Annotated in this window: 23 protein-coding genes; 14 read left to right on the top strand and 9 right to left on the bottom strand. The window is 51.7% G+C overall.

Going from position 1 to position 18171, the window contains the following annotated elements:
• Nucleotides 1-26: 26 nt before the first annotated feature.
• Together truA and ABSG49_RS02025 are read right to left on the bottom strand one after the other, a co-directional pair.
• Nucleotides 27-857, bottom strand: a complete 831-nt coding sequence (truA, locus tag ABSG49_RS02030; protein WP_424024429.1) for a tRNA pseudouridine(38-40) synthase TruA — start codon at nucleotides 855-857, stop codon at nucleotides 27-29.
• A complete protein-coding gene (locus tag ABSG49_RS02025) occupies nucleotides 812-1489 on the bottom strand; it encodes a CehA/McbA family metallohydrolase (RefSeq protein WP_424024428.1) in 678 nt (225 codons plus the stop codon). The genes truA and ABSG49_RS02025 overlap by 46 nt, the downstream gene beginning before the upstream one ends.
• Nucleotides 1490-1530: 41 nt before the next feature.
• On the opposite strand from ABSG49_RS02025, the gene ABSG49_RS02020 reads away from it, so the two are divergent.
• The 6 genes from ABSG49_RS02020 to ABSG49_RS01995 all read left to right on the top strand — a co-directional run bounded on the left by ABSG49_RS02020 (nucleotide 1531) and on the right by ABSG49_RS01995 (nucleotide 5702).
• Nucleotides 1531-2943 carry a dihydropteroate synthase-like protein gene (locus ABSG49_RS02020; protein ID WP_424024427.1) on the top strand — a complete coding sequence of 471 codons (1413 nt, stop codon included), beginning with the start codon at nucleotides 1531-1533 and terminating at the stop codon, nucleotides 2941-2943.
• A 46-nt stretch (nucleotides 2944-2989) separates the two neighbouring features.
• Nucleotides 2990-3271, top strand: coding sequence for a peptidylprolyl isomerase (locus ABSG49_RS02015; RefSeq protein WP_424024426.1), 282 nt, complete (start codon nucleotides 2990-2992; stop codon nucleotides 3269-3271).
• A gap of 15 nt (nucleotides 3272-3286) precedes the next feature.
• Nucleotides 3287-4099 carry an acetolactate decarboxylase gene (gene budA / locus ABSG49_RS02010; protein WP_424024425.1) on the top strand — a complete coding sequence of 271 codons (813 nt, stop codon included), beginning with the start codon at nucleotides 3287-3289 and terminating at the stop codon, nucleotides 4097-4099.
• Between the two features lie 85 nt (nucleotides 4100-4184).
• Nucleotides 4185-4556: a Mov34/MPN/PAD-1 family protein gene (locus tag ABSG49_RS02005; RefSeq protein ID WP_424024424.1), complete on the top strand. Its 372-nt coding sequence runs from the start codon at nucleotides 4185-4187 to the stop codon at nucleotides 4554-4556.
• Nucleotides 4553-4999, top strand: a complete 447-nt coding sequence (locus ABSG49_RS02000) for an FAD synthase family protein (RefSeq protein ID WP_424024423.1) — start codon at nucleotides 4553-4555, stop codon at nucleotides 4997-4999. Before ABSG49_RS02005 ends, ABSG49_RS02000 begins: the two co-directional genes overlap by 4 nt.
• A 55-nt stretch (nucleotides 5000-5054) precedes the next feature.
• Nucleotides 5055-5702: a DUF2284 domain-containing protein gene (locus tag ABSG49_RS01995; protein WP_424024422.1), complete on the top strand. Its 648-nt coding sequence runs from the start codon at nucleotides 5055-5057 to the stop codon at nucleotides 5700-5702.
• Nucleotides 5703-5705: 3 nt separating this feature from the next.
• Here the strand turns inward: ABSG49_RS01995 and ABSG49_RS01990 are convergent, their stop codons facing one another.
• Together ABSG49_RS01990 and ABSG49_RS01985 are read right to left on the bottom strand one after the other, a co-directional pair.
• A complete protein-coding gene (locus ABSG49_RS01990) occupies nucleotides 5706-6854 on the bottom strand; it encodes a cation:proton antiporter (RefSeq protein WP_424024421.1) in 1149 nt (382 codons plus the stop codon).
• A complete protein-coding gene (locus ABSG49_RS01985; RefSeq protein WP_424024420.1) occupies nucleotides 6854-7339 on the bottom strand; it encodes a cation:proton antiporter regulatory subunit in 486 nt (161 codons plus the stop codon). The genes ABSG49_RS01990 and ABSG49_RS01985 overlap by 1 nt, the downstream gene beginning before the upstream one ends.
• 355 nt (nucleotides 7340-7694) lie before the next feature.
• Between ABSG49_RS01985 and ABSG49_RS01980 the strand changes: the two genes are divergently transcribed.
• Nucleotides 7695-8573, top strand: a complete 879-nt coding sequence (locus ABSG49_RS01980) for a hypothetical protein (RefSeq protein WP_424024419.1) — start codon at nucleotides 7695-7697, stop codon at nucleotides 8571-8573.
• A gap of 443 nt (nucleotides 8574-9016) precedes the next feature.
• On the opposite strand, the gene ABSG49_RS01975 is transcribed toward ABSG49_RS01980, so the two are convergent.
• Both ABSG49_RS01975 and ABSG49_RS01970 read right to left on the bottom strand, forming a co-directional pair.
• Nucleotides 9017-9478, bottom strand: a complete 462-nt coding sequence (locus ABSG49_RS01975) for a hypothetical protein (protein WP_424024418.1) — start codon at nucleotides 9476-9478, stop codon at nucleotides 9017-9019.
• Between the two features lie 406 nt (nucleotides 9479-9884).
• Nucleotides 9885-10469, bottom strand: a complete 585-nt coding sequence (locus ABSG49_RS01970; RefSeq protein ID WP_424024417.1) for a hypothetical protein — start codon at nucleotides 10467-10469, stop codon at nucleotides 9885-9887.
• 228 nt (nucleotides 10470-10697) lie between these two features.
• On the opposite strand from ABSG49_RS01970, the gene ABSG49_RS01965 reads away from it, so the two are divergent.
• Together ABSG49_RS01965 and ABSG49_RS01960 are read left to right on the top strand one after the other, a co-directional pair.
• Entirely contained in the window at nucleotides 10698-11150 is a 453-nt protein-coding gene (locus ABSG49_RS01965) for a hypothetical protein (RefSeq protein WP_424024416.1), read from the top strand.
• A 5-nt stretch (nucleotides 11151-11155) separates the two neighbouring features.
• Complete coding sequence (locus ABSG49_RS01960; RefSeq protein WP_424024415.1) at nucleotides 11156-11884, top strand: hypothetical protein; 729 nt, start codon at nucleotides 11156-11158, stop codon at nucleotides 11882-11884.
• Nucleotides 11885-12385: 501 nt separating this feature from the next.
• Here the strand turns inward: ABSG49_RS01960 and ABSG49_RS01955 are convergent.
• The gene (locus ABSG49_RS01955; RefSeq protein WP_424024414.1) at nucleotides 12386-13717 is read right to left on the bottom strand and encodes a hypothetical protein; all 1332 of its coding nucleotides are present in this window, start codon (nucleotides 13715-13717) and stop codon (nucleotides 12386-12388) included.
• Between the two features lie 37 nt (nucleotides 13718-13754).
• A complete protein-coding gene (locus ABSG49_RS01950) occupies nucleotides 13755-14009 on the bottom strand; it encodes a hypothetical protein (RefSeq protein WP_424024413.1) in 255 nt (84 codons plus the stop codon).
• A gap of 102 nt (nucleotides 14010-14111) precedes the next feature.
• On the opposite strand from ABSG49_RS01950, the gene ABSG49_RS01945 reads away from it, so the two are divergent.
• From ABSG49_RS01945 to ABSG49_RS01925, 5 genes are all read left to right on the top strand, one after another.
• Nucleotides 14112-14990 carry a thiamine pyrophosphate-dependent enzyme gene (locus ABSG49_RS01945; RefSeq protein ID WP_424024608.1) on the top strand — a complete coding sequence of 293 codons (879 nt, stop codon included), beginning with the start codon at nucleotides 14112-14114 and terminating at the stop codon, nucleotides 14988-14990.
• Nucleotides 14987-16099, top strand: coding sequence for a transketolase C-terminal domain-containing protein (locus tag ABSG49_RS01940; protein ID WP_424024412.1), 1113 nt, complete (start codon nucleotides 14987-14989; stop codon nucleotides 16097-16099). The genes ABSG49_RS01945 and ABSG49_RS01940 overlap by 4 nt, the downstream gene beginning before the upstream one ends.
• Nucleotides 16092-16619 (top strand): 2-oxoacid:acceptor oxidoreductase family protein, encoded by a 528-nt coding sequence (locus ABSG49_RS01935; protein WP_424024411.1) that lies wholly within the window; start codon nucleotides 16092-16094, stop codon nucleotides 16617-16619. The genes ABSG49_RS01940 and ABSG49_RS01935 overlap by 8 nt, the downstream gene beginning before the upstream one ends.
• Complete coding sequence (locus tag ABSG49_RS01930; RefSeq protein ID WP_424024410.1) at nucleotides 16616-16867, top strand: 4Fe-4S binding protein; 252 nt, start codon at nucleotides 16616-16618, stop codon at nucleotides 16865-16867. Before ABSG49_RS01935 ends, ABSG49_RS01930 begins: the two co-directional genes overlap by 4 nt.
• A gap of 100 nt (nucleotides 16868-16967) precedes the next feature.
• A complete protein-coding gene (locus tag ABSG49_RS01925) occupies nucleotides 16968-17690 on the top strand; it encodes a hypothetical protein (protein ID WP_424024409.1) in 723 nt (240 codons plus the stop codon).
• Between the two features lie 30 nt (nucleotides 17691-17720).
• On the opposite strand, the gene ABSG49_RS01920 is transcribed toward ABSG49_RS01925, so the two are convergent.
• Complete coding sequence (locus tag ABSG49_RS01920) at nucleotides 17721-18086, bottom strand: hypothetical protein (protein WP_424024408.1); 366 nt, start codon at nucleotides 18084-18086, stop codon at nucleotides 17721-17723.
• Nucleotides 18087-18171: the final 85 nt, after the last annotated feature.

Genomic DNA, 18171 nt, shown 5'->3' with positions numbered 1-18171 from the left:
GATCGGGAATATACTCCCGAGGACGTTCAGCCGGGTCTCATCACCCGGCATACGTTCTCCATCAGTGCGTGATGCCGAAAGAGCTGATCGATAAACAGGGTGCTGCGTTCGCATGCCGGCAGCGGGGTCCAGCTGATGCTGCAGTCCGTATCCCAGAGGATCAGCCCTTCGGCCGGGGCGGGCTGAAGGGGTTTTTCCGCTTCGGATGTCAGAAGTTCATCAATTGAGTTCTCCTCCGCTTTCCCGTCCCCGACCCTGAGCAGGGCAGTTGCCATGCAGCGGACCTGGTGCCATAAGAAACTCTCCGCTGTCACTTCAAGGTACACAAAATCATCTTCTTTGGCAACCGCGGCAGCAAGGATCGTCCGGTACGGGTTCCTGCCCTCGAGCCGGGCGAAGTTGGTAAAATTGTGGCTCCCGACAAACCGGCCTGCTGCACACGCCATCGGCCCGATATGAGCGGGGCGTTCTGTAAAGTAATACCGGTATGTACGTTTCCTGGCATCGTACCGCGGGTGGAATGGAGCGGGTACTTCCGCATAACCTGTACACCAGCAGTCCGGTGGGAGCTGGGTGTTGATGGCCTGTACTGCCCGGTCCGGAGCAGCAGTCGAAAAGGCCGCCACCTGCCCGATCGCATGGACGCTGCGGTCCGTCCTGCCGGCGAACAGGAATCCTGCTGCCCGCCAGTCTTCGAAAAGACTCAGCCGCTGGCACGCGGCGATGAACTCCCCTTCCACCGTCCGGTGGGACGCCTGCATCTGCGATCCGAAAAACCTGCTGCCAAGGTAGGAGACCCGGAACGCGAGCCTCACCGGAGCTGCATGTGCCGGGTGATCCTCTTGATCTTTCTCCATGTGTTGTTGATCGACTGGCGCGTGTAGGTGCGCAACGGTGTCTTCCTGCCGCCGCAGGATACTCTCCCGGCCCGGATCGCCTCAAGGATCGCAGGGACATTCTTTTCCGCATCGATGTATGTCCTGCCGAAACCGACGAACTTCGCGTTATGGGCATCGCTTCCGCCAACGCACGGCTTGCCCAGCCGTTTTGCGATGCGGGCCGCTTTCTGGTTTGCTGAGCCGACAATGTACCGGCTGTTGAACGCCTCGACCGCGTCCACGATATGCATACCGGCTTTCTTCCGGCGGGCAACCCCGTGCCGCCAGACATGGTACGGGTGGGGGAGGATGGCAAGGGCCCCCATACGCCGGGCAATATTGACGGTGGCCACCACATCGAGACCTGCGGGTATGATCTCTGTGACACCCAGCACCAGCAGGTGGCCCTGCTTAGTCGAGACTTCGATGCCGGGGATCACGAGGACCGGGGACGGGATTGACAGCGCTTTTTTTGCCCCGTCAACGGAATCGTGGTCGGTGATGGCGATCGCGTCAAGCCCCACCACCTCAGCCTTTCGGAGGATCTCCTCAACGCTGCTCTCACCATCCTTCGAATAATTCGTATGTACGTGCAGATCGCAGGTCAGCATCTGATCATAGTGTTTTTATCTCTCTGGTATTAAGGGAACTTATGCGCATTCTCCTCCCCACCGGCACTGCCACCGAAGAGATGGTCCGGAAAGCGGCCGTCGGTTTTGACGCGGAGGTCGTCGTGACCGGGGAGATTGCATCCTTTCTGACACCCCACCGGCTCGGTGAACTCCTGAAAAAAGAGCAGTACGATATGGTCATCGTCTCCGGTATGAGCACCGCCTCATTCGAACAGGTGGAGCGCGAGAGCGGTGTACCGGTGTATCGCGGACCACGGCACGCAGCGGATCTTGCGATGATCCTCCCCCTTATCGGTAAGATTACCCTTTCCCGCACGATTCCCGCGGATGAATACCTCACCTCGCAGCGGGCGGCAGAAGCAATGGTACGGGTTGAAGAGCGGGAACGGGAAGACGGGTGCGACTGCATCATCCGCAGCCTGAAGATCGGCGGCGGATCGCGGATGAAAGTGCTCGCGGAGATCATGGACGCACACCGGTGCGGGAACCTACGTCAGCGGGTGGAGGACTTCTTCTCTTCGGGAGCGGACATCGTGGACCTCGGGTTCGGGTTCGATGCGACCCCCGCAGATGTGATCCGGGTATTCTCAGCCCTGGACGATATCGACCGCCCCCTTGCCGCTGACACCCAGGACCCGGCCCTGATCCGGGCAGCACTTGTGCGGGCCGATATCATCCTCAGCCTGCAGGAAGAGAACATCCCCATTGTAGGAAAAGAGGTGGCACGGGCTGGCGTTGCTGCGGTTGTCGTCCCGGGCACAAGCACGCTTGCAAAGAATGTCACATTGGCAAAACGGGCAGGGATCCGATGCATCATCGCCGACCCTCTCCTCCGGCCAGCGGGGTCCGGCCTTGTTGCATCCCTCAAAAATTTCAAAAAGAGCCGCTACCCCCACTTCTTCGGCGCCGGCAATGTTGCCGAGCTCCTCGACGCGGACTCCATTGGCGCTAATGCTCTCCTTGCCGGCATGGCGATGGAACTGGGGGCCGCCGTGATCTTTACGAGCGAGCATTCAGACAAGACACGGGGGTCCGTCCGCGAGATGCGGAGGGCAACGGAGATGATGGTGCTTGCCCGCGACCGGCCCTACCCGAAGGATCTCGGGATCGACCTTCTTGTTCTCAAGGAAAAGCGGCGCCGTTGCGAACCGCCGCTCGAGTATGACACAGTCATCACCGCAAAGGAGATGCCGGACGATATCGAGTACGATCCGAAGGGCAACTTCCGGATCGGTATCGAAGGGGACCGGATCGTTGCGGTGATCCACGGGAAAGCCGTGCAGGGAAAGCGCTGGCAGGATGTCCTGTACACCCTCCTGACACGGGGAGATGTCTCCCTTCTGGATCATGCCGGTTACCTTGGCCGGGAACTCTACAAAGCGGAGCTGGCGATCCGGTACGGCCGGAGCTTCGAACAGGACGGTGAGTTCTGATCCCTGACACCAACCTTTTAGTGCGGGGAAAAAGTACCTGTACTCCATGTCCACGCAGGCACGCGCATCCCACATCCTTGTAAAGACCGAAGACCAGGCAAACCAGATCATGAAGCGCCTTGCCGACGGAGAAGAGTTCGACAAGGTGGCCCGCAGGTTCTCGTCCTGTCCCTCCGGCAAGCAGGGGGGTGACCTCGGCTGGTTCGGGAAAGGCATGATGGTCCCGGAGTTCGAGAAGATCGCATTCGAGGAGCAGGTCGGCAAGGTTGTCGGACCGGTCAAGACCCAGTTCGGGTACCACATCATCAAGGTCACCGGCAGGAAATAATTTTTTGAGGGGCCCATGGAATCGCAAAAATTCCTGCTTGGCATCGCTCTTGCTATCGTGCTCGTCTTCTCCGGGGCATCGGTGTACACCCATTTTGTCAAGGCAGTCCCGGCTCCTGTTGACCGCGAGACGTTCTACCAGGTCTCTACCATCGATGCCCTGATGCAGGGTGTCGATGATGGGATCCAGCCGGTCGCAGAGCTGAAAAAGCATGGGGACTTCGGGATCGGCACGTTCGATGCACTGGATGGCGAGATGATCGTACTGGACGGGGTCGTTTACCAGGCAAAGGCAGACGGTCACATATACCAGGTGGCTGACAACCTCACCACGCCGTTTGCTACGGTGACGTACTTCGACAAAGATCTGACCATCATTACCGGACAGCCGATGAACCTTTCCGTCTTCTCTTCAGTGATGGGGGACAGGCTCCCCACCGGTAACATGATCTACGCTGTGCGGATGCATGCGACCTTCCCCTCCATGATAGTCCGGGCGATACCGGCGCAGCACAAGCCCTACCCAACGCTGGCTGAAGCGTCGAAAAACCAGTCGGTCTACAGTTACACTGATACGACTGGTACCGTCATTGGTTTCTATACCCCGGTCTTTTTCAAGGGGCTTGATGTCGTAGGGTATCACCTCCACTTCATCAGCGATGACCGTCAGACCGGGGGTCATATCCTCGATTTCACTGTACCGGCAAACACCACGGTGGAATATGACATAACACCGGGATTTACCATGGCACTACCGACAAGCGGCGACTTCACCGGTGTCAACCTCTCGCAGGACCAGAGCAGGGATCTCGCGAAGATTGAGAAATAATCCCATTTTCTATAAGGAGAGTTTTTTTGCGATCGAGACCAAGAGGATCGGTAACAGTACGTCGCGTACTCGTAAGGATTGTAGCATGAATATCCGCGGCATCCGGCAGGACCTCCTCACCCTTCTTCTCCAGATGGGACGTGAAAGCCATCCCAACGAGTTTGCCGGTCTGATCCGCGAACGCGACGGTATCATGGAGGAACTGGACCTCCTGCCCGGGACGATCGGGCGCAAGGGTTCCGCGTCCCTGTTCTATGACATGATGCCCCTCGATACCCATCTTGCCGGCAGCGCCCACAGCCACCCCAACGGGGTGATCAGGCCCTCGGATGCCGACATCAGTTTCTTCCCGAGGACCGGGCGGTACCACCTGATTATCGGGTACCCGTACCGGAAGAACGACTGGCACTGTTTTACCGCGGACGGGCAGCCCTGCGAACTGGAGGTGATCCCGTGACCGGCCGCCGCATTGTCGCCACAGGGACATTCGACATCCTTCACCCCGGCCACCTCTATTACCTCGAGGAGTCCCGGAAGCTCGGGGACGAACTCTGGGTCATCGTGGCACGGGACTCCAACGTGAAACACAAACCCCGCCCGGTTATCCCGGAAGAGCACCGCCTCGCAATGGTTGCTGCCTTAAAACCCGTCGACCATGCAGTCCTCGGGGACAAGACGGATATGTTCCGGCCCATTGAAGAGATCCGCCCGGAGATCATCACGATTGGATTCAACCAGATGTTCAATGAGACAAAACTTGAGGAACAACTCCTGGCCCGCAACCTCTCCCCGCGGATCGTGCGTATCGGAAAGTATGCCGATGGCGATCTGTGCAGTTCACGGCTGGTCGTCAAGCGCATTATCGACAAGCGGTGCCAGGACCAGCACCATCCGGAGTAACCCCCGGCAAACCTTTATTGGTTCGTACGCATCCAATGGCACATAGTGGGTGCATATGACAGCGGATCTTCTGGAAGAGATTGAGAGACTGCGCGGACTTGCCGGGGAGCGGGGAGTAAAGGTACACGAGATCACTCCGGACGAGATCGTCGTTTCGCAATGGGTGCGGTTCAAGTGCCGTTATGGTTGCAAGGGATACGGGAAACATTTTGGCTGTCCTCCCTATGCCCCTTCGTATGAAGAGACCCTCCGCATGGTGGGCGAGTACTCGGCCGGGATCCTCCTGCGGTTTGACGGTGTGCCCGGCCACGGGTCGTTCGGGGCCGATGATATTCCCGAAGACTTTCACCCATGGTATGGCGATCTCATCCGCTGGGTGAACGGTACCGTGCACTTCCTGGAAAAGACCGCGTTCTACGACGGGTTCTACAAGGCATTCGGGTTCGGCGGCTACCCCTGCATCTGGTGCGAGCACCAGCATTGTATTGCAGAAGAGCAGGAAGGCCTTGTGGACGAGAGCCTCCGGAGGAAGTGCCGTCACATGGACATGGTGCGCCCATCCATGGAGGCCGCCTGCATGGACGTCTTTGCAACAGCAAAAAACGTGGGGTGGGAACTGGCCACCATCCCCTGCAAAAACCTCGAATACGGCAAGGTTATCCACTCCGACATCCACTCGGTTGGTCTCGTCCTGATCGAGTAATGGTCAGCGTCCTGCGTGGACACGGTGTGATGGTGCTTTTCGCCGGCCGAACGAGACGATGCCCCGCCGCAGGTTAGTACTGTATTTTGCGGTAAATGAACCGAGGATCGATGTCACGATGACCATTGCGGCAATCGTCGTCCCTACAATCGGGGATCCATACAGCGCGGCGAGCGCGATCGAGAACTCACCCCTCCCTATGGTGTTGGCCCAGATCTCGAGACCGGAGAGCGCTGACCCGTGAATGACGAGCCCGGTAATCAGGCCGGAGAGAAGCTTGCTGACAATAGCGAGCACGCAGATGACCATGATATTGAAGAGGTTTACCCCCCCACCGCTGGAGAGATCCATGGTGACCCCGAAGAAGACGAAGAAGACCACGAGGAAGACGTCCTTGAACGGCCGGGCATGCTGCTCAAAGGCATCGGGATCGGTCGTGGCGAATGCCACCCCGAGGGCGATCACCATCATGGTCTCGGGGATCTGGAGCACGATTGCAAAGGATGCCGTTGTCAGGACCGCAGCAAACGTGAAGATGATCGGCAGCTCGTCGTCCCGGTCGAGAATGGAGATGAGGAACTCCTTGCCGTACAGGGCCAGCGCGTACAGGATCCCGAGAACACAGAGGATCTTGAAGCCGAAGAAGAACAGGTTCTGGTCTCCTGCGGACATGATCGCAAGGAATACGATCAGCACGAGATCTTCAAAGACCATCAGCCAGATGATCGTCTCGGATTCACGGAGCATCAGTTTCCGGTTCTCAATGAGCGACGTCATCGCCATCGCCGTACTGGATATGTAGAACGCTGAGGCGACAATCAGGGACTCCGTGATCGAGAACCCAAGCAGGTATGCGGCAAAGAACCCGATGAGCATGTTCACGTTGAGATCGATGATCCCGCTGGTCAGGACCGCCGCCCGGTTGGCCGCGATCCGTTCAGGCTTCATGCCGAGTCCCATGAAGAACAGCAGAAAGATAAGCCCCATTTCGGAAAAGAAATGGCTCACATCATCGGCCTGGACAATCCCCAGCCCGGCTTTCCCGAGAATGACACCTGCCAGTATATAGAACGGTATTGTCGGCACTGACAGGTACTTGGTGACGAGCGCAAGCACAAGGCAGACAAAAAGCGCGATTACGAAACCTTCCATTACTCCACCATGATTTCGCGCTCAAACTTTTTTATCTGGTCGCTCTCCCCGATGACCAGTGCCGCATCCCCGTTCTCGAACACGAATGACGGGGCGGGATTGATGATATTTTTATCGTGCCGGCAGATCGCGATGATGGTCGCTCCGGTCTTGGCACGGACCTGCAGGTCCTCAATGGTCTTCCCTGCAATGCTTTTCGGAACGTAAAACGTGTGGATGGTAACCCGCAGGTCGGCAAGAGCCGAGAAGGCAATCTCCACGCTCTCCTGGTCTGCCTCGATGATTGCACCCGTCAGGATGTTGCCCAGCCTCCGCGCCTCGACCGGGGTCATCTCCGCAGCGCTGGGAGTGTGACACCCTTTCTGGAGTGTGTACATCTGGATGGTACCGGTCTTGGTGAAAAAAATTGCAACAGTGTCGCCCTTTTCGGTTTCAAATTCGTATTTTGTTCCTACACCGGGAAGATTCAGGGATCGAAGCGCCATAGCAGACATTAGAGAAATGATCCTAAAATATATTGTCCTTTTGCCGAATGAGAGGATTGTGTTGGTACGATCATAAAAGAAATTATGAGCGGGAGCGGGGGTGCGCCGCTGTTGTGCGCTGCACGAAAAAAGAAAAGTGGGTTTCGATGTTAGGTTTGAGAGGTCGGGAGGAGCGATGCACGAACTTGAACTGGCACCTGACTCTTGATCTTGAGGGGATTGTATCGCCCTCCCCACATACCTAGTTGAAAGAGGGGGCGTTTAAACCAGTGAGCGGGCGGGGTGAAAGTGATTCTTCCTCCCCACCAGCGCGCCCGACAAACAACCATTTAACCCGCCGTGCCTGAATGGATCTATGGATCGGACAGAGCACGTCCATATCATCAGCGCCGGTGCGAAGATACACATCGCCTTTCCTGCAGTGTTCCGCGAACTCCCGGCCATCACCCGAACCATGGTTTTTACCGACAGCACCGTTCACGAGAGTTCTTCGGATCCGGTGACGGAGAAGCACCGGCTCGCGGTCCGGAATGCTGTCTCGGCAGTGCAGGAGATCGCCACGTCCCTTTCGATGCCCTTCTTCCGGGAGATGATCTTTCCGCCAACCTATGTTTCTGTCCGGTCAGCGCTTGCAAAGATACGGCGGCAGTACCCGGATGCACGGTTCACGTTCGATCTCTCCGGTGGCTCGAAAGAACTCTGCCTGGCGCTCTTTGCCTTTGCACCCTGGCTTGGCGGGGAGGTCTATGCATCCTTTGATGAAAAGACCACACGCAGGGTCCCACTGCCGGACCGTACCATCGGTTCCCTGCTTTCCAACCCCAATCACCAGACGATCCTCGCGATTCTCCTCAACCGGAATAAGATGAAAAAGGACGCAGCAAAGGGAACGGTTCCCGCAGTCCCAGAGTTGTGGGTGCCCCGGCAGTACCTGTACAAGCAGCTCTGGTCGGCCTATGTCCCGTCACGGACAAAGAGGGAAAAACCCGGTGATGCCCCAAAGCCGGTTGTTCACTATAAGAAAGGCCAAAAGCCCGCCGCTGAATTGTCCCACGCCACCTTCTCCGGGTTTATCCGCACCCTCCGCGATGCCGGGCTCATCGAAGAGCAGTATTCCCCGGAGAGCCGGAAAGAGAAGAGCTACCGGATTACGGAAGCGGGAGAGACTGCCTTCCGGTTCTTTTCCGATCCTGCGACCGGCTCGCTGGTCAGGAGCATGCTGGAGAGTTCCTGAGGCAGGACCCGGGATCATATTTTTCGTGCATTTTTGGTGCACAATTTCTCAAGCCCAATGTTCTTTTTTCAAAAATTTTTTCGGCCGGACCCTGCCGGAAAATTTTCAATCACGATCACAGGGTGTTAGTTTGTGAGGCTACAATTGGATAATTATGCTACAAAATGCTTGTACATGCTACAAAATTTTTGGTCCTCCGGCGTGAGGTTCCGCAACATGCAGTCAAGGGTCGATTGAAAATTTCCGGGCAGGGGGTGAGGGGGTGATTGAAAATTTTTTGGCGCACGAGCGATCGCGATTTTTTTTTTGCAAGCGGGATCCGGAATTTTTTGTAAAAATCTCTAACATCCGTTAGGATTATTTTACGATCTAAAAAGTGAAATTCGCTGATATCTGCGGTTTTAATATGCACATGCATATTAAAAACCGTGCGCACCCGTAAATTATCCTACCATGAATGGTTTATCACTTTTGTAAATGTTCCCGGCTTGATCAACAAAAACACCGATAACTTGTTTTTTTTCCCCACGATTTTCTGGAGGAATAATTAATTTGAAGTCTTTTGGATATTCGAACTCAGCTTGAACACGTTGCTCCTTGAATATTTGTTTTCCATCGATTGACGTGTCCCATGTTGTTCTCGCTACAGTGGGTAGAATTCCGACTTTTATCGGGGGATATTGTTCAATATAAGCATGCGACATCGTTACAGGTTTATTCCTCTCATTGATTGCACGAATAAGGTAAAATTCTCTAACAAATCCGGTTTCATCCTCGTCCAAATAGTTCTGATATTCAACTCTAATTTTCGTACGATGTTCAAGTATTTGTGAAACAAACACAATGGTGGAAAGGATCGCACCCCAAAATGCAGCGGTTGCTATTATTATGTCAGTAACTCCCATAACTTTCCCCTTTGAAAGTTAGAGTGGTGGAAAATAACCTTTCTCATCTTGAAATTTTCTCACAATCTCACATACCCACTATCCCCGTTAGATCTGCCCGGAGACTCTATGGAAATAAAAAAAATATGATCGAAATCGCTTGAAATAAACACCCGAACGTCAGAAAAATAAGACCTTTTCGTGCCATTTCGCGATCTGAAATTAATGCGCTCTTCATGTGGGGGTTTATAGCGCCGAATGCATACGGGTTCGGACTTCCATGAGTTTTAGAGATATTTTCTATCTCATCGTCTTTCAGAATTAAGGGGCGAGCGAAAAACCATGCACTCAATGTTGTTAACCCGAGACCCACCAAACCAGAATTACTGCAAATAAAGACATTTTACATCCCATTATATCAACGATATTACTTGGATTTGTTCAATACCCGAAATATCCCATAGAGAACTAATGCGTAGACACCGATACCGGGGATAATGAACGCCGGGTTTATTGCATATCCTGCAAATGCCATCGAACCCGCTGCGACTATAATGGACACCAGCGTAAAACCGATGATCTTCTTCTGGAGGGCTTTTGTTTCCTCGATATCCTTCTTCGTGATGTATGCGAGGTATCCCATGAGGTAATACGGGTTGTCTCTGAATAATTCGAAGATCTCATCCTTCTTCGTTGCTGAAACCTTCCATGCGATAACTGATTTGCAGAATTCGTCAATATCAGATTGAGAGGTATTAGTCGGAGGGGGGGATTGGGGTTGATGGTCATTTTCATTCGTTATCACCCCGAGTTTTCTCTTATAATCATCCTCAAAAGATGGCCATGCCATGACGAAACCAATGAAACCCATCCCCATCGCAAGAAAATCTATCGCAGCCAACCGATATCCAAAAAACACAAATGATATTATGAGATATATCGCACCGAGGATCAAAAGACCAATCCCTGTCAATAAAAGAAGCCTCATTGGTCGAGCCATCGCGCTGAACATAGATCATTCAACGCGTGTCCGGGTAATAAACTTTTAGACCAAATGCGCGCCTTAATTTAAATTCTGACCGTATTGCGCTTTTATTTACTATTTGCGAAGTAAATGCCCCCATCTTTGAGTAAAGACAATGGTCGAAAACTCTATCGTTACACGCACTCATCGGTTTCTATGGCATTTAATTTAACTTTTGAAACTCGGATCACTACAATCCTAATGTTTCTCACGTTGATGTTGGTGATCGAAGGCGCCTATCCAATGTGGAGGGAGGGCAACCCTGGATTTTTTTATTATTCTCTGGGTGCATCTTTGCTCGTTTCCATTGGAACCGCTGTGTACTTGATATGGCGTGATGAGAGAGGAAACGAAAACCAGATAACTCCACCCCCAACGGTGCCGGAGTCGCGGGAACGTGCATCCGAAGCAGCAACCCAAATGAAGAGTGTAGAACAGATAAAATTAGAACTGGATGTCGATACACTGTACTTAACTGGGATCGGTCTCGCGTTCACTGTCGAGAGCGTGTTCATTGGACTTTACGGAAAGTCTCTCTTGGGGGATGTAATCGATTTACAATTTGGTCAAATCGCCGCGATTTCGTTTATGTTCATCGGATTAATGATCTTCCTGTGGTTCGATTACAAGAAAAAACTGAAAGAAGTCGCAGCCGCATTCAGAAGGTAAACGGTATGTTCAAATCGAACATTCAGAGAGCATACGCATTAACATTGGCAATTTTGTTGGCTTTCCTCGGAATTTTATACGCCGGTTCGCTCGTTTTCCAATATTATACACCACTCCAACCATTTTACACAGGATATTCAGCAGCTCTCGAAAAGTTGGCTGAAATCTTGCTCGGAGCAATATTCGCAGGCTTCGCAGGAATTGCCACAGCTCTCTTTTTGAAAGAGTCAGACGATGAAACAGATAGAAAAAAATTTGCGAATGTATTCTTGATTGAGCTGAGAAGGATCAATAGTTTCATTGATGGACTTCATAGAATTGTCACAAAAGAGACGCTGATCACACCGCAACATGCAATCGCTTCGGGTGCAGGCTATCGGATGGACCCCACGTTACCATATGATCCCGCAAAAGAACGCGATATGATCATTCATCTGAAAGACAACCCGTTTTATCGAATTACGAACGGTTCGCCATTCATAGACAAAAAGAACCCCTTCGAGATATTCTATTCCAAAATCTATACGTTTGAAAATGAAAACCTAATCAATGATCTGATCAAGACAGAGAGATTGTTAAATGACGCAAATTCTTGTTTAATTGATTATTTTGAGAATCCAAGCGCCAAAGAACATTATGTAAAGCTTCATAGTTTTTTGGTAAGTATTGAGGAAATGAAAGGGTTGGTTACGAAGATTTTAAACGAAAAAATTTTAGAAAGTTTGGCGAAGTAACTGTTGTGCCCGTTGTTGGTTCAATTTTTTTAATACCGGTAAAAAATTCCATAATATAGTCGGTAAATTTTTCACGTTTTAAAAATCTTTATAAAAGGGCTTGCCAGAATTTGAGCGGAATCTGTTCAAAATGAAATTACAAGAACGGTTGAAAATGAATATACTAAGAAGGGTTCCCCGCCTCAGGGCCTCTCCGAGGCAGCGGGGCAGATTACCGGTTTTCAGATATGACCGGTAATTGAGGCCGCCGCGGGGGCGTCCCTTCGGGGGCGGCGGGGTTCATCACTATTTCCGCAAGATGAGAAAATTTCGTTTATCGCACATTTTATTCTTTAACTCTTAGCCAACCGATCATGCTCATGATCAAGGTTCGAATCTCTATACCCGCACTTTTACTTTGGGTTATAATTATCTCAGTTTTTGGAACCAATCGTATTATCGCTTCTGATATCACATTTCGGTAACTAGTTTCGGCCGTGGCTAAAGTGTGCGCTCAATTATTTACGTACCTTGCCTTGGAACTGCGAATATTTTCATCTTTTTGATTATATTTATCATATTCCCTTTTTTAGAGATTATCTCCATATAATTTTCGCTTGCTATATCGATGTCTTTATAATAATAATCGAGACCTTCATAAAATAGCCTCAATCCATTTAAATCTTTAAATTCGTGTGATTTCCCTAGTATTCTTAACATTAAAAATTGAACTAACCCTTTAATTGCATTAATATCTAATTCTGAAAACTCTGATTTATTGCCCCGATGAACAAAATCATTCCTCTTTTGTATAAATAACTGAATCGTATCATACCACGGATGAAAATCACCTAATAACGAGATAATTCTCTTCGGAATGTCTTCATATGAAATATTATCATAGAGCGATAGCGATTCAATTATCTGCCATAAATGAAAACAGGATATCCACTTTTGACTATAATAATCGAGAGCATCTCCATGAATGTAAAAAGACGTAATTAATAAATCTCTTAATTCTGCGTCCTTAATTTTATTAATTTTTCTAATAATTAGTCTGGATCGCATAATGGAGAATTTTAATTTTTTATTATCTGATTCTGAACTAATGTCATTAGGTTCAAATTGTAAATCTGTTATGAATTGAAAAATTTGTTTTGTCTCATTATTTATGAGGTATGATTCTTTTGGTGGAAAAAGAAAAGACCTAGGTTTTGATTGACTTCCGAATCCAAGCAAATAATATGATCCATAGTCCACAACAAAGTTTACAATTGATCTAAAAAATTCGAATTTTTTATATGCTTCATGAGATGCATGATCCTCATTTCTTCCGATCTGTTCGATGAGAAAAAAATATTTGTCCGAGTTTAATAATTTCGTCCTTTCAGTAGAGTTTATTAAAACGTGCCTAAGATGGGGCTCATCAAAACTATATTTTTTCTTTAAATAATTAATGGTAACAAATTTAATTTTAGAACCGAACACGTCAAAGTCCTTAATTCTAATCTTATTTGATTTGATATTTGACGGGATAATCAGAAAAAATTTTTTATGAGGGCTACTTAGAATTGCATTAACCTCCTGTTTTAATGCATCTTGGAAGTCTCCAATGGTTAAATCAGATATTTCTCGAATTTTTGAAATAGCAACCCTGATTGCCCATTCTCGTTCAACATTTGATAACGATTTTGGAAATTTTCGTATTTGATACTGCAAAGCATACAAATTGTGATTAAATTTGATTATGTTTACTCCTTGAAGGTTGGTTGAGTTAGGTTCAAAAAAGGAAATGTTTTCTTTAATATATTTTAACGCTAAATTTTCTTTTCTAACACGAGGAGTCCAATTCATAATAAAGGTCATTTATGCATAGTTAGCGGATATTACTTTATTTATTTTCCATCCTCCATCTCGTGACCCTCGCAATCCCCATCTTCTCCGCATCGCATTGCCGCATTCCAATAACCTTCACTCGCTCTTTCTCGGTGTTCCTAAACACTTGGACATCCCCGTCATCTAACGGCTCACCCTCAATGTTATTGGCCTCTTTTCCGAATGAATAATCTCCGTTCCCTGCGCTGGCCTCCCGCTGCAGAGTGAACGCGACGACCCCCTGCTTTTTACCCTGCCCGATCCCCTCCAACAGAACATTTTTTGATGCCGGAAGGCGATGATTAGACTTGGAACCGCGAGCGTTTCTCGCTCGCGTCATCTGTAACAAAACTACCTGCAGGAGTTGGATACCATCCCAGAAATCCCCAAGGAAGAATATATCCTGAAATGCACTTCCGCCTGCGCCGGGTGCAGCGACTCGCTTGCCCTGCGCTACGTGCTCAAGGCGGCGGGCCCGGACACCGTACTGGTCGTGCCGGCCTGCTGCACGAGCGTGATCCAGGGCATCTACCCGAACACGGCCTTCAATGTCCCCGTGTATAATATCGCCTTTGGCGCCGCGGCTGCCTGTGCCTCGGGCATGAGTAACGCGTTCCGTGCAGCCGGCAAAAAAACGAACGTGATCGTGTATGCCGGCGACGGCGGGACGCTCGACATCGGCATCCAGTCGATGTCAGGTGCCTTTGAGCGGGGCACGGATTTCCTCTACATCTGTTACGATAACGAGGCGTACGGCAATACCGGAATGCAGCGCTCCAGCGGCACGCCACTCGGGGCAAGGACCACCACGACTCCGGCCGGCAAGACCGATGCCAAGAAGGACATCGATGCGATCATTGCCGCCCACGACCCCCCTTACATGGCGACGGCCTGTGCCGCGTACCCGCAGGACCTTTTCAAGAAAGTTGCAAAAGCCCTCACTTTCCGCGGCCCGAGTTTCATTCACATGCTTGCTCCCTGCCCGCCCGGCTGGCGCTACTCCACGGAGAAGAGTGTCGAGATCGGCAAACTCGCGGTCAAATCCGGCATGTGGGTCCTGTACGAGCGCGAGTACGGGAAACTGACCATCGGTGCACAGTCAAAAGCCGCGCTGAAAAAGCCCATCCCGCTCGAGGATTACCTGGCCCCGCAGGGCCGGTTCAAGGGGATCGATCCCAGAACAGTGGAGATCCTTAAACAGCGCATTGCAAAAAATTTTGCAAAACTATTGGCAGAGGTGGCAACCCCATGAAGAAGATCGCAACCGGCAACAAGGCCGTTGCCGAAGCAGTGAAACAGGTTGTCCCCGCAGTCGTCGCTGCATACCCGATCACACCGCAGACCGAGATCGTGGAGCAGATCGCAGAATTTGTCACCGCAGGGGAACTGAAAAGCCGGTACATCGCGGTCGAGAGCGAGCACTCCGCGATGGCGGCCTGCATCGGCGCGAGTATCACGGGTGTCCGCACCTTTACGGCAACGAGCTCCCACGGGCTCCTCTACATGCACGAGATGACCAACTGGGCTGCCGGGGCACGGCTTCCCATTGTCATGGCGACCGTCAACCGATCGATCGGGCCCGGCTGGAACATCTGGGCGGAGCACACCGATGCCCTGCAGGAGCGGGACACCGGCTGGCTGCAGGTCTATGTCAGCACCGTGCAGGAAGCATACGATACGATCCTGATGGCCTTCCGGATCGCGGAGCACAACGATGTCCTCCTGCCGGTGATGGTGAATCTTGACGGGTTCCTGCTCTCCCACATCATGCAGCCGCTCGACACTGTGGACGTCGGGGACTTTGTCCCACCCATCCTCCTTCCACATGCGATCGACGTGAAAAACCCTGCGGGATACGGAGGTCTTACCGGCCCTGAACAACATTTCAAATTCCGCTGGGACATCGAGCGCTCGATGCGGGACTCGGTCAAGGTGATCGAAGAGACTCAGGATGAGTTTGCGAACCGCTTTGGCCGGAAGTACGGGTTTACCGATGATTACCTGTGCACAGATGCCGACGTCATCATCGTTGCGATGGGCACTCTCGGGAAGGAGGCAGAGGTCGCGGTCGATCTCCTCCGGAAGGAGGGGATAAAGGCAGGCTCGATGCGCCTGCGCTGGCTGCGCCCGTTCCCGAAACTCAATCTGAAAGGAAAACAGGTCGTCGTCATCGACCGCGACTATTCCTTTGGCCGCGGGGGGATCCTCGCAATGGAGATCATGGCGCAGACAAAGGAAGACGTCTTCAGTGTCATCGCCGGTATTGGGGGACAGGAAGTCACCTATGAGGATGTAGCGGACTTTGTGCGGAAACGTCGCATGGGAACGGAGTTCTGGTTCGGGGTGAACAACAATGTTTGAGATCCGGATCCATTCCCGGGGCGGACAGGGCGGCGTCACTGCAGCCCGGCTCCTCGCCCTTGCTGCCATCCATGACGGCAAGTACGCCACCGCGGCACCGTTCTATGGTGCAGAGCGCCGGGGTGCACCGATCGTCTCGTTCGTCCGGATCGATAACAAGCCGATCCGGATCTACAGCCAGATCAGGAAGCCCGACATGGTCATCGTCATGGACGCAAGTGTCATGGACGTGGTCGATGTCCTGCAGGGGCTCAAAACGGGCGGGAGGGTGCTGGTCAACAGCGCCCACGCCCGGGAGTTCAAAGGCTTCACTTCAGGCCATGTCGACCTCACCGGGATCGCACTGAAGGAGAACCTTGTCGTTGCGGGGAGCCCGATCCTGAACACGCCGGTCATTGGTGCCCTCGCAAAGATCGGGATCGTATCGGTCGATTCAGCGAAGAAAGCGATACGCGAGATGTTTACCGATGACCGCAATGTCAAGGCCGCCGAAGAAGCCTTCCGGGAGATGAGCGCATGACGAAACGTGAGCGCCTTGCCATAAGCAGACCGATGGTGGGTGCTGCCGGTAAAACCGGTACATGGCGGGTGTTCCGCCCTGTTGTGGACCGGGAGAAATGCAACGAGTGCGGGCTGTGCCTGACGTACTGCCCGGACGCGGCAATCGATGAGGATCTCAACGTCGACCTCGGTTTCTGCAAGGGCTGCGGCATCTGTGCCAACGAGTGCCCCAAGAAAGCGATTGCCATGGTCCGGGAAGAGAAATAAGACGTAATATTCAGTTGCATTTATTTTTTTACAACAGGAAATATAATTTCACAACCTTTTTCATCCTGTGTTAAAAATATCACCACATAGGGATGATCACATGAACATTTCATTTTCCGGTGATACGCGGGACCTCTTCAAGTTCGATCTCGTCCGCCACATCATGAAAAGTTTTCCCGATCTCAGCAGCTTCACCTTGATCCCGATGCTGACAGACCGGGAAGAGCCGACGACCCGGAAGAAGAGGGGGAAAACAGCTCTCGGGAAGGCAGTAAAAGCGGGGAAAGCGGGTTCCCAGAACAGGGACCTGATGGTGCACCTGGGGAAACTGCAGGAGATAGAAGACGACATGGACTATTTCTCAGGCATCCAGTCCTATTTTAAGAAAGAGAACATTCTTGTCGATATCCTCCAGAAGGACCGGTTCTCCCATGAGCACCGGGTGAATTATTTTAAGAAACTGTTTGAAAAATTCCCACAACAATCGCTTATTTTCCTCGAACCCGACACCGGGCTTGAAGTAAAAAATCCTACGCAGCGGCACCTGCTCTTTGACGAACTCAAAAAGATCGTGGACACCATGGATACCCGCTCAATCCTGATGGTATACCAGCATTTCCCCCGGGAGACACACGAGGGATACGTCAGTCACCGCTGTTCGCAGATTGCGGAGGTCACCGGTATAAAACCTGTATCAATCACCGATAATGAAATTGTCTTTTTCCTTCTTGCAAAAAGCCCGGCACTCCGGGAAAAACTCTCAGACAATGTGGCAACATATGCCAACACGTACCCGGTCCTCCGCTCATGCGGGTGTGACTGAATAAAATAACCCTTTTTTTGAGTGCCGCGGTCACCCGAGCCTGAGCTCGTCCTTTGCCATATACTCGAGATCGAATTTGTAGAAGTGCGTAAAATGACAGTTCCGGCACCGGACCGTGAGATGCCGGGAGCTGACGATGATGTCATGCGGGCCGGTGATATGGCAGTTCCGGCATGTGGTGTCCTGCGCCAGTTCCCAGACCGGGTACTTCCCGATTTTTGTCAAGGTACCTGTCGCATCTACGTCCTCAATGCGGGGGATGAAGACCCGGGTCGCCCCGCAGTTGTCGCAGGCCACCTGGGCCTGGTAGGGGACTGCCTTTATAATCTGGTCTGCGGTTTTTTTACAATGGTAGCAGTCCGTGCGGTATTTTGTGAAGATGAACCGGTCGCTCATGGGAGATACTGGAGGTGTTCGGATTCATTAACCTGTTGCCAGCATGAGACCCTATGCCGGTGATTCCGGCCTGCAGATCTGCCGC

The organism is Methanoregula sp. (assembly GCF_049510175.1).
Lineage (GTDB): Archaea > Halobacteriota > Methanomicrobia > Methanomicrobiales > Methanospirillaceae > Methanoregula.
Note: the sequence above shows the minus strand (reverse complement) of the source record. Positions and strands in the feature narration are given on the sequence as shown.

Excerpts from the sequence above, each read along its gene's own strand:
- truA (WP_424024429.1), bottom strand. The coding sequence starts at position 857 with ATGGAGAAAGATCAAGAGGATCACCCGGCACATGCAGCTCCGGTGAGG.
- ABSG49_RS02025 (WP_424024428.1), bottom strand. The coding sequence starts at position 1,489 with ATGCTGACCTGCGATCTGCACGTACATACGAATTATTCGAAGGATGGT.
- ABSG49_RS02020 (WP_424024427.1), top strand. The coding sequence starts at position 1,531 with ATGCGCATTCTCCTCCCCACCGGCACTGCCACCGAAGAGATGGTCCGG.
- ABSG49_RS02015 (WP_424024426.1), top strand. The coding sequence starts at position 2,990 with ATGTCCACGCAGGCACGCGCATCCCACATCCTTGTAAAGACCGAAGAC.
- budA (WP_424024425.1), top strand. The coding sequence starts at position 3,287 with ATGGAATCGCAAAAATTCCTGCTTGGCATCGCTCTTGCTATCGTGCTC.
- ABSG49_RS02005 (WP_424024424.1), top strand. The coding sequence starts at position 4,185 with ATGAATATCCGCGGCATCCGGCAGGACCTCCTCACCCTTCTTCTCCAG.
- ABSG49_RS01995 (WP_424024422.1), top strand. The coding sequence starts at position 5,055 with ATGACAGCGGATCTTCTGGAAGAGATTGAGAGACTGCGCGGACTTGCC.
- ABSG49_RS01990 (WP_424024421.1), bottom strand. The coding sequence starts at position 6,854 with ATGGAAGGTTTCGTAATCGCGCTTTTTGTCTGCCTTGTGCTTGCGCTC.
- ABSG49_RS01985 (WP_424024420.1), bottom strand. The coding sequence starts at position 7,339 with ATGGCGCTTCGATCCCTGAATCTTCCCGGTGTAGGAACAAAATACGAA.
- ABSG49_RS01980 (WP_424024419.1), top strand. The coding sequence starts at position 7,695 with ATGGATCGGACAGAGCACGTCCATATCATCAGCGCCGGTGCGAAGATA.
- ABSG49_RS01975 (WP_424024418.1), bottom strand. The coding sequence starts at position 9,478 with ATGGGAGTTACTGACATAATAATAGCAACCGCTGCATTTTGGGGTGCG.
- ABSG49_RS01970 (WP_424024417.1), bottom strand. The coding sequence starts at position 10,469 with ATGTTCAGCGCGATGGCTCGACCAATGAGGCTTCTTTTATTGACAGGG.
- ABSG49_RS01965 (WP_424024416.1), top strand. The coding sequence starts at position 10,698 with ATGTTGGTGATCGAAGGCGCCTATCCAATGTGGAGGGAGGGCAACCCT.
- ABSG49_RS01960 (WP_424024415.1), top strand. The coding sequence starts at position 11,156 with ATGTTCAAATCGAACATTCAGAGAGCATACGCATTAACATTGGCAATT.
- ABSG49_RS01955 (WP_424024414.1), bottom strand. The coding sequence starts at position 13,717 with ATGAATTGGACTCCTCGTGTTAGAAAAGAAAATTTAGCGTTAAAATAT.
- ABSG49_RS01940 (WP_424024412.1), top strand. The coding sequence starts at position 14,987 with ATGAAGAAGATCGCAACCGGCAACAAGGCCGTTGCCGAAGCAGTGAAA.
- ABSG49_RS01935 (WP_424024411.1), top strand. The coding sequence starts at position 16,092 with ATGTTTGAGATCCGGATCCATTCCCGGGGCGGACAGGGCGGCGTCACT.
- ABSG49_RS01930 (WP_424024410.1), top strand. The coding sequence starts at position 16,616 with ATGACGAAACGTGAGCGCCTTGCCATAAGCAGACCGATGGTGGGTGCT.
- ABSG49_RS01925 (WP_424024409.1), top strand. The coding sequence starts at position 16,968 with ATGAACATTTCATTTTCCGGTGATACGCGGGACCTCTTCAAGTTCGAT.
- ABSG49_RS01920 (WP_424024408.1), bottom strand. The coding sequence starts at position 18,086 with ATGAGCGACCGGTTCATCTTCACAAAATACCGCACGGACTGCTACCAT.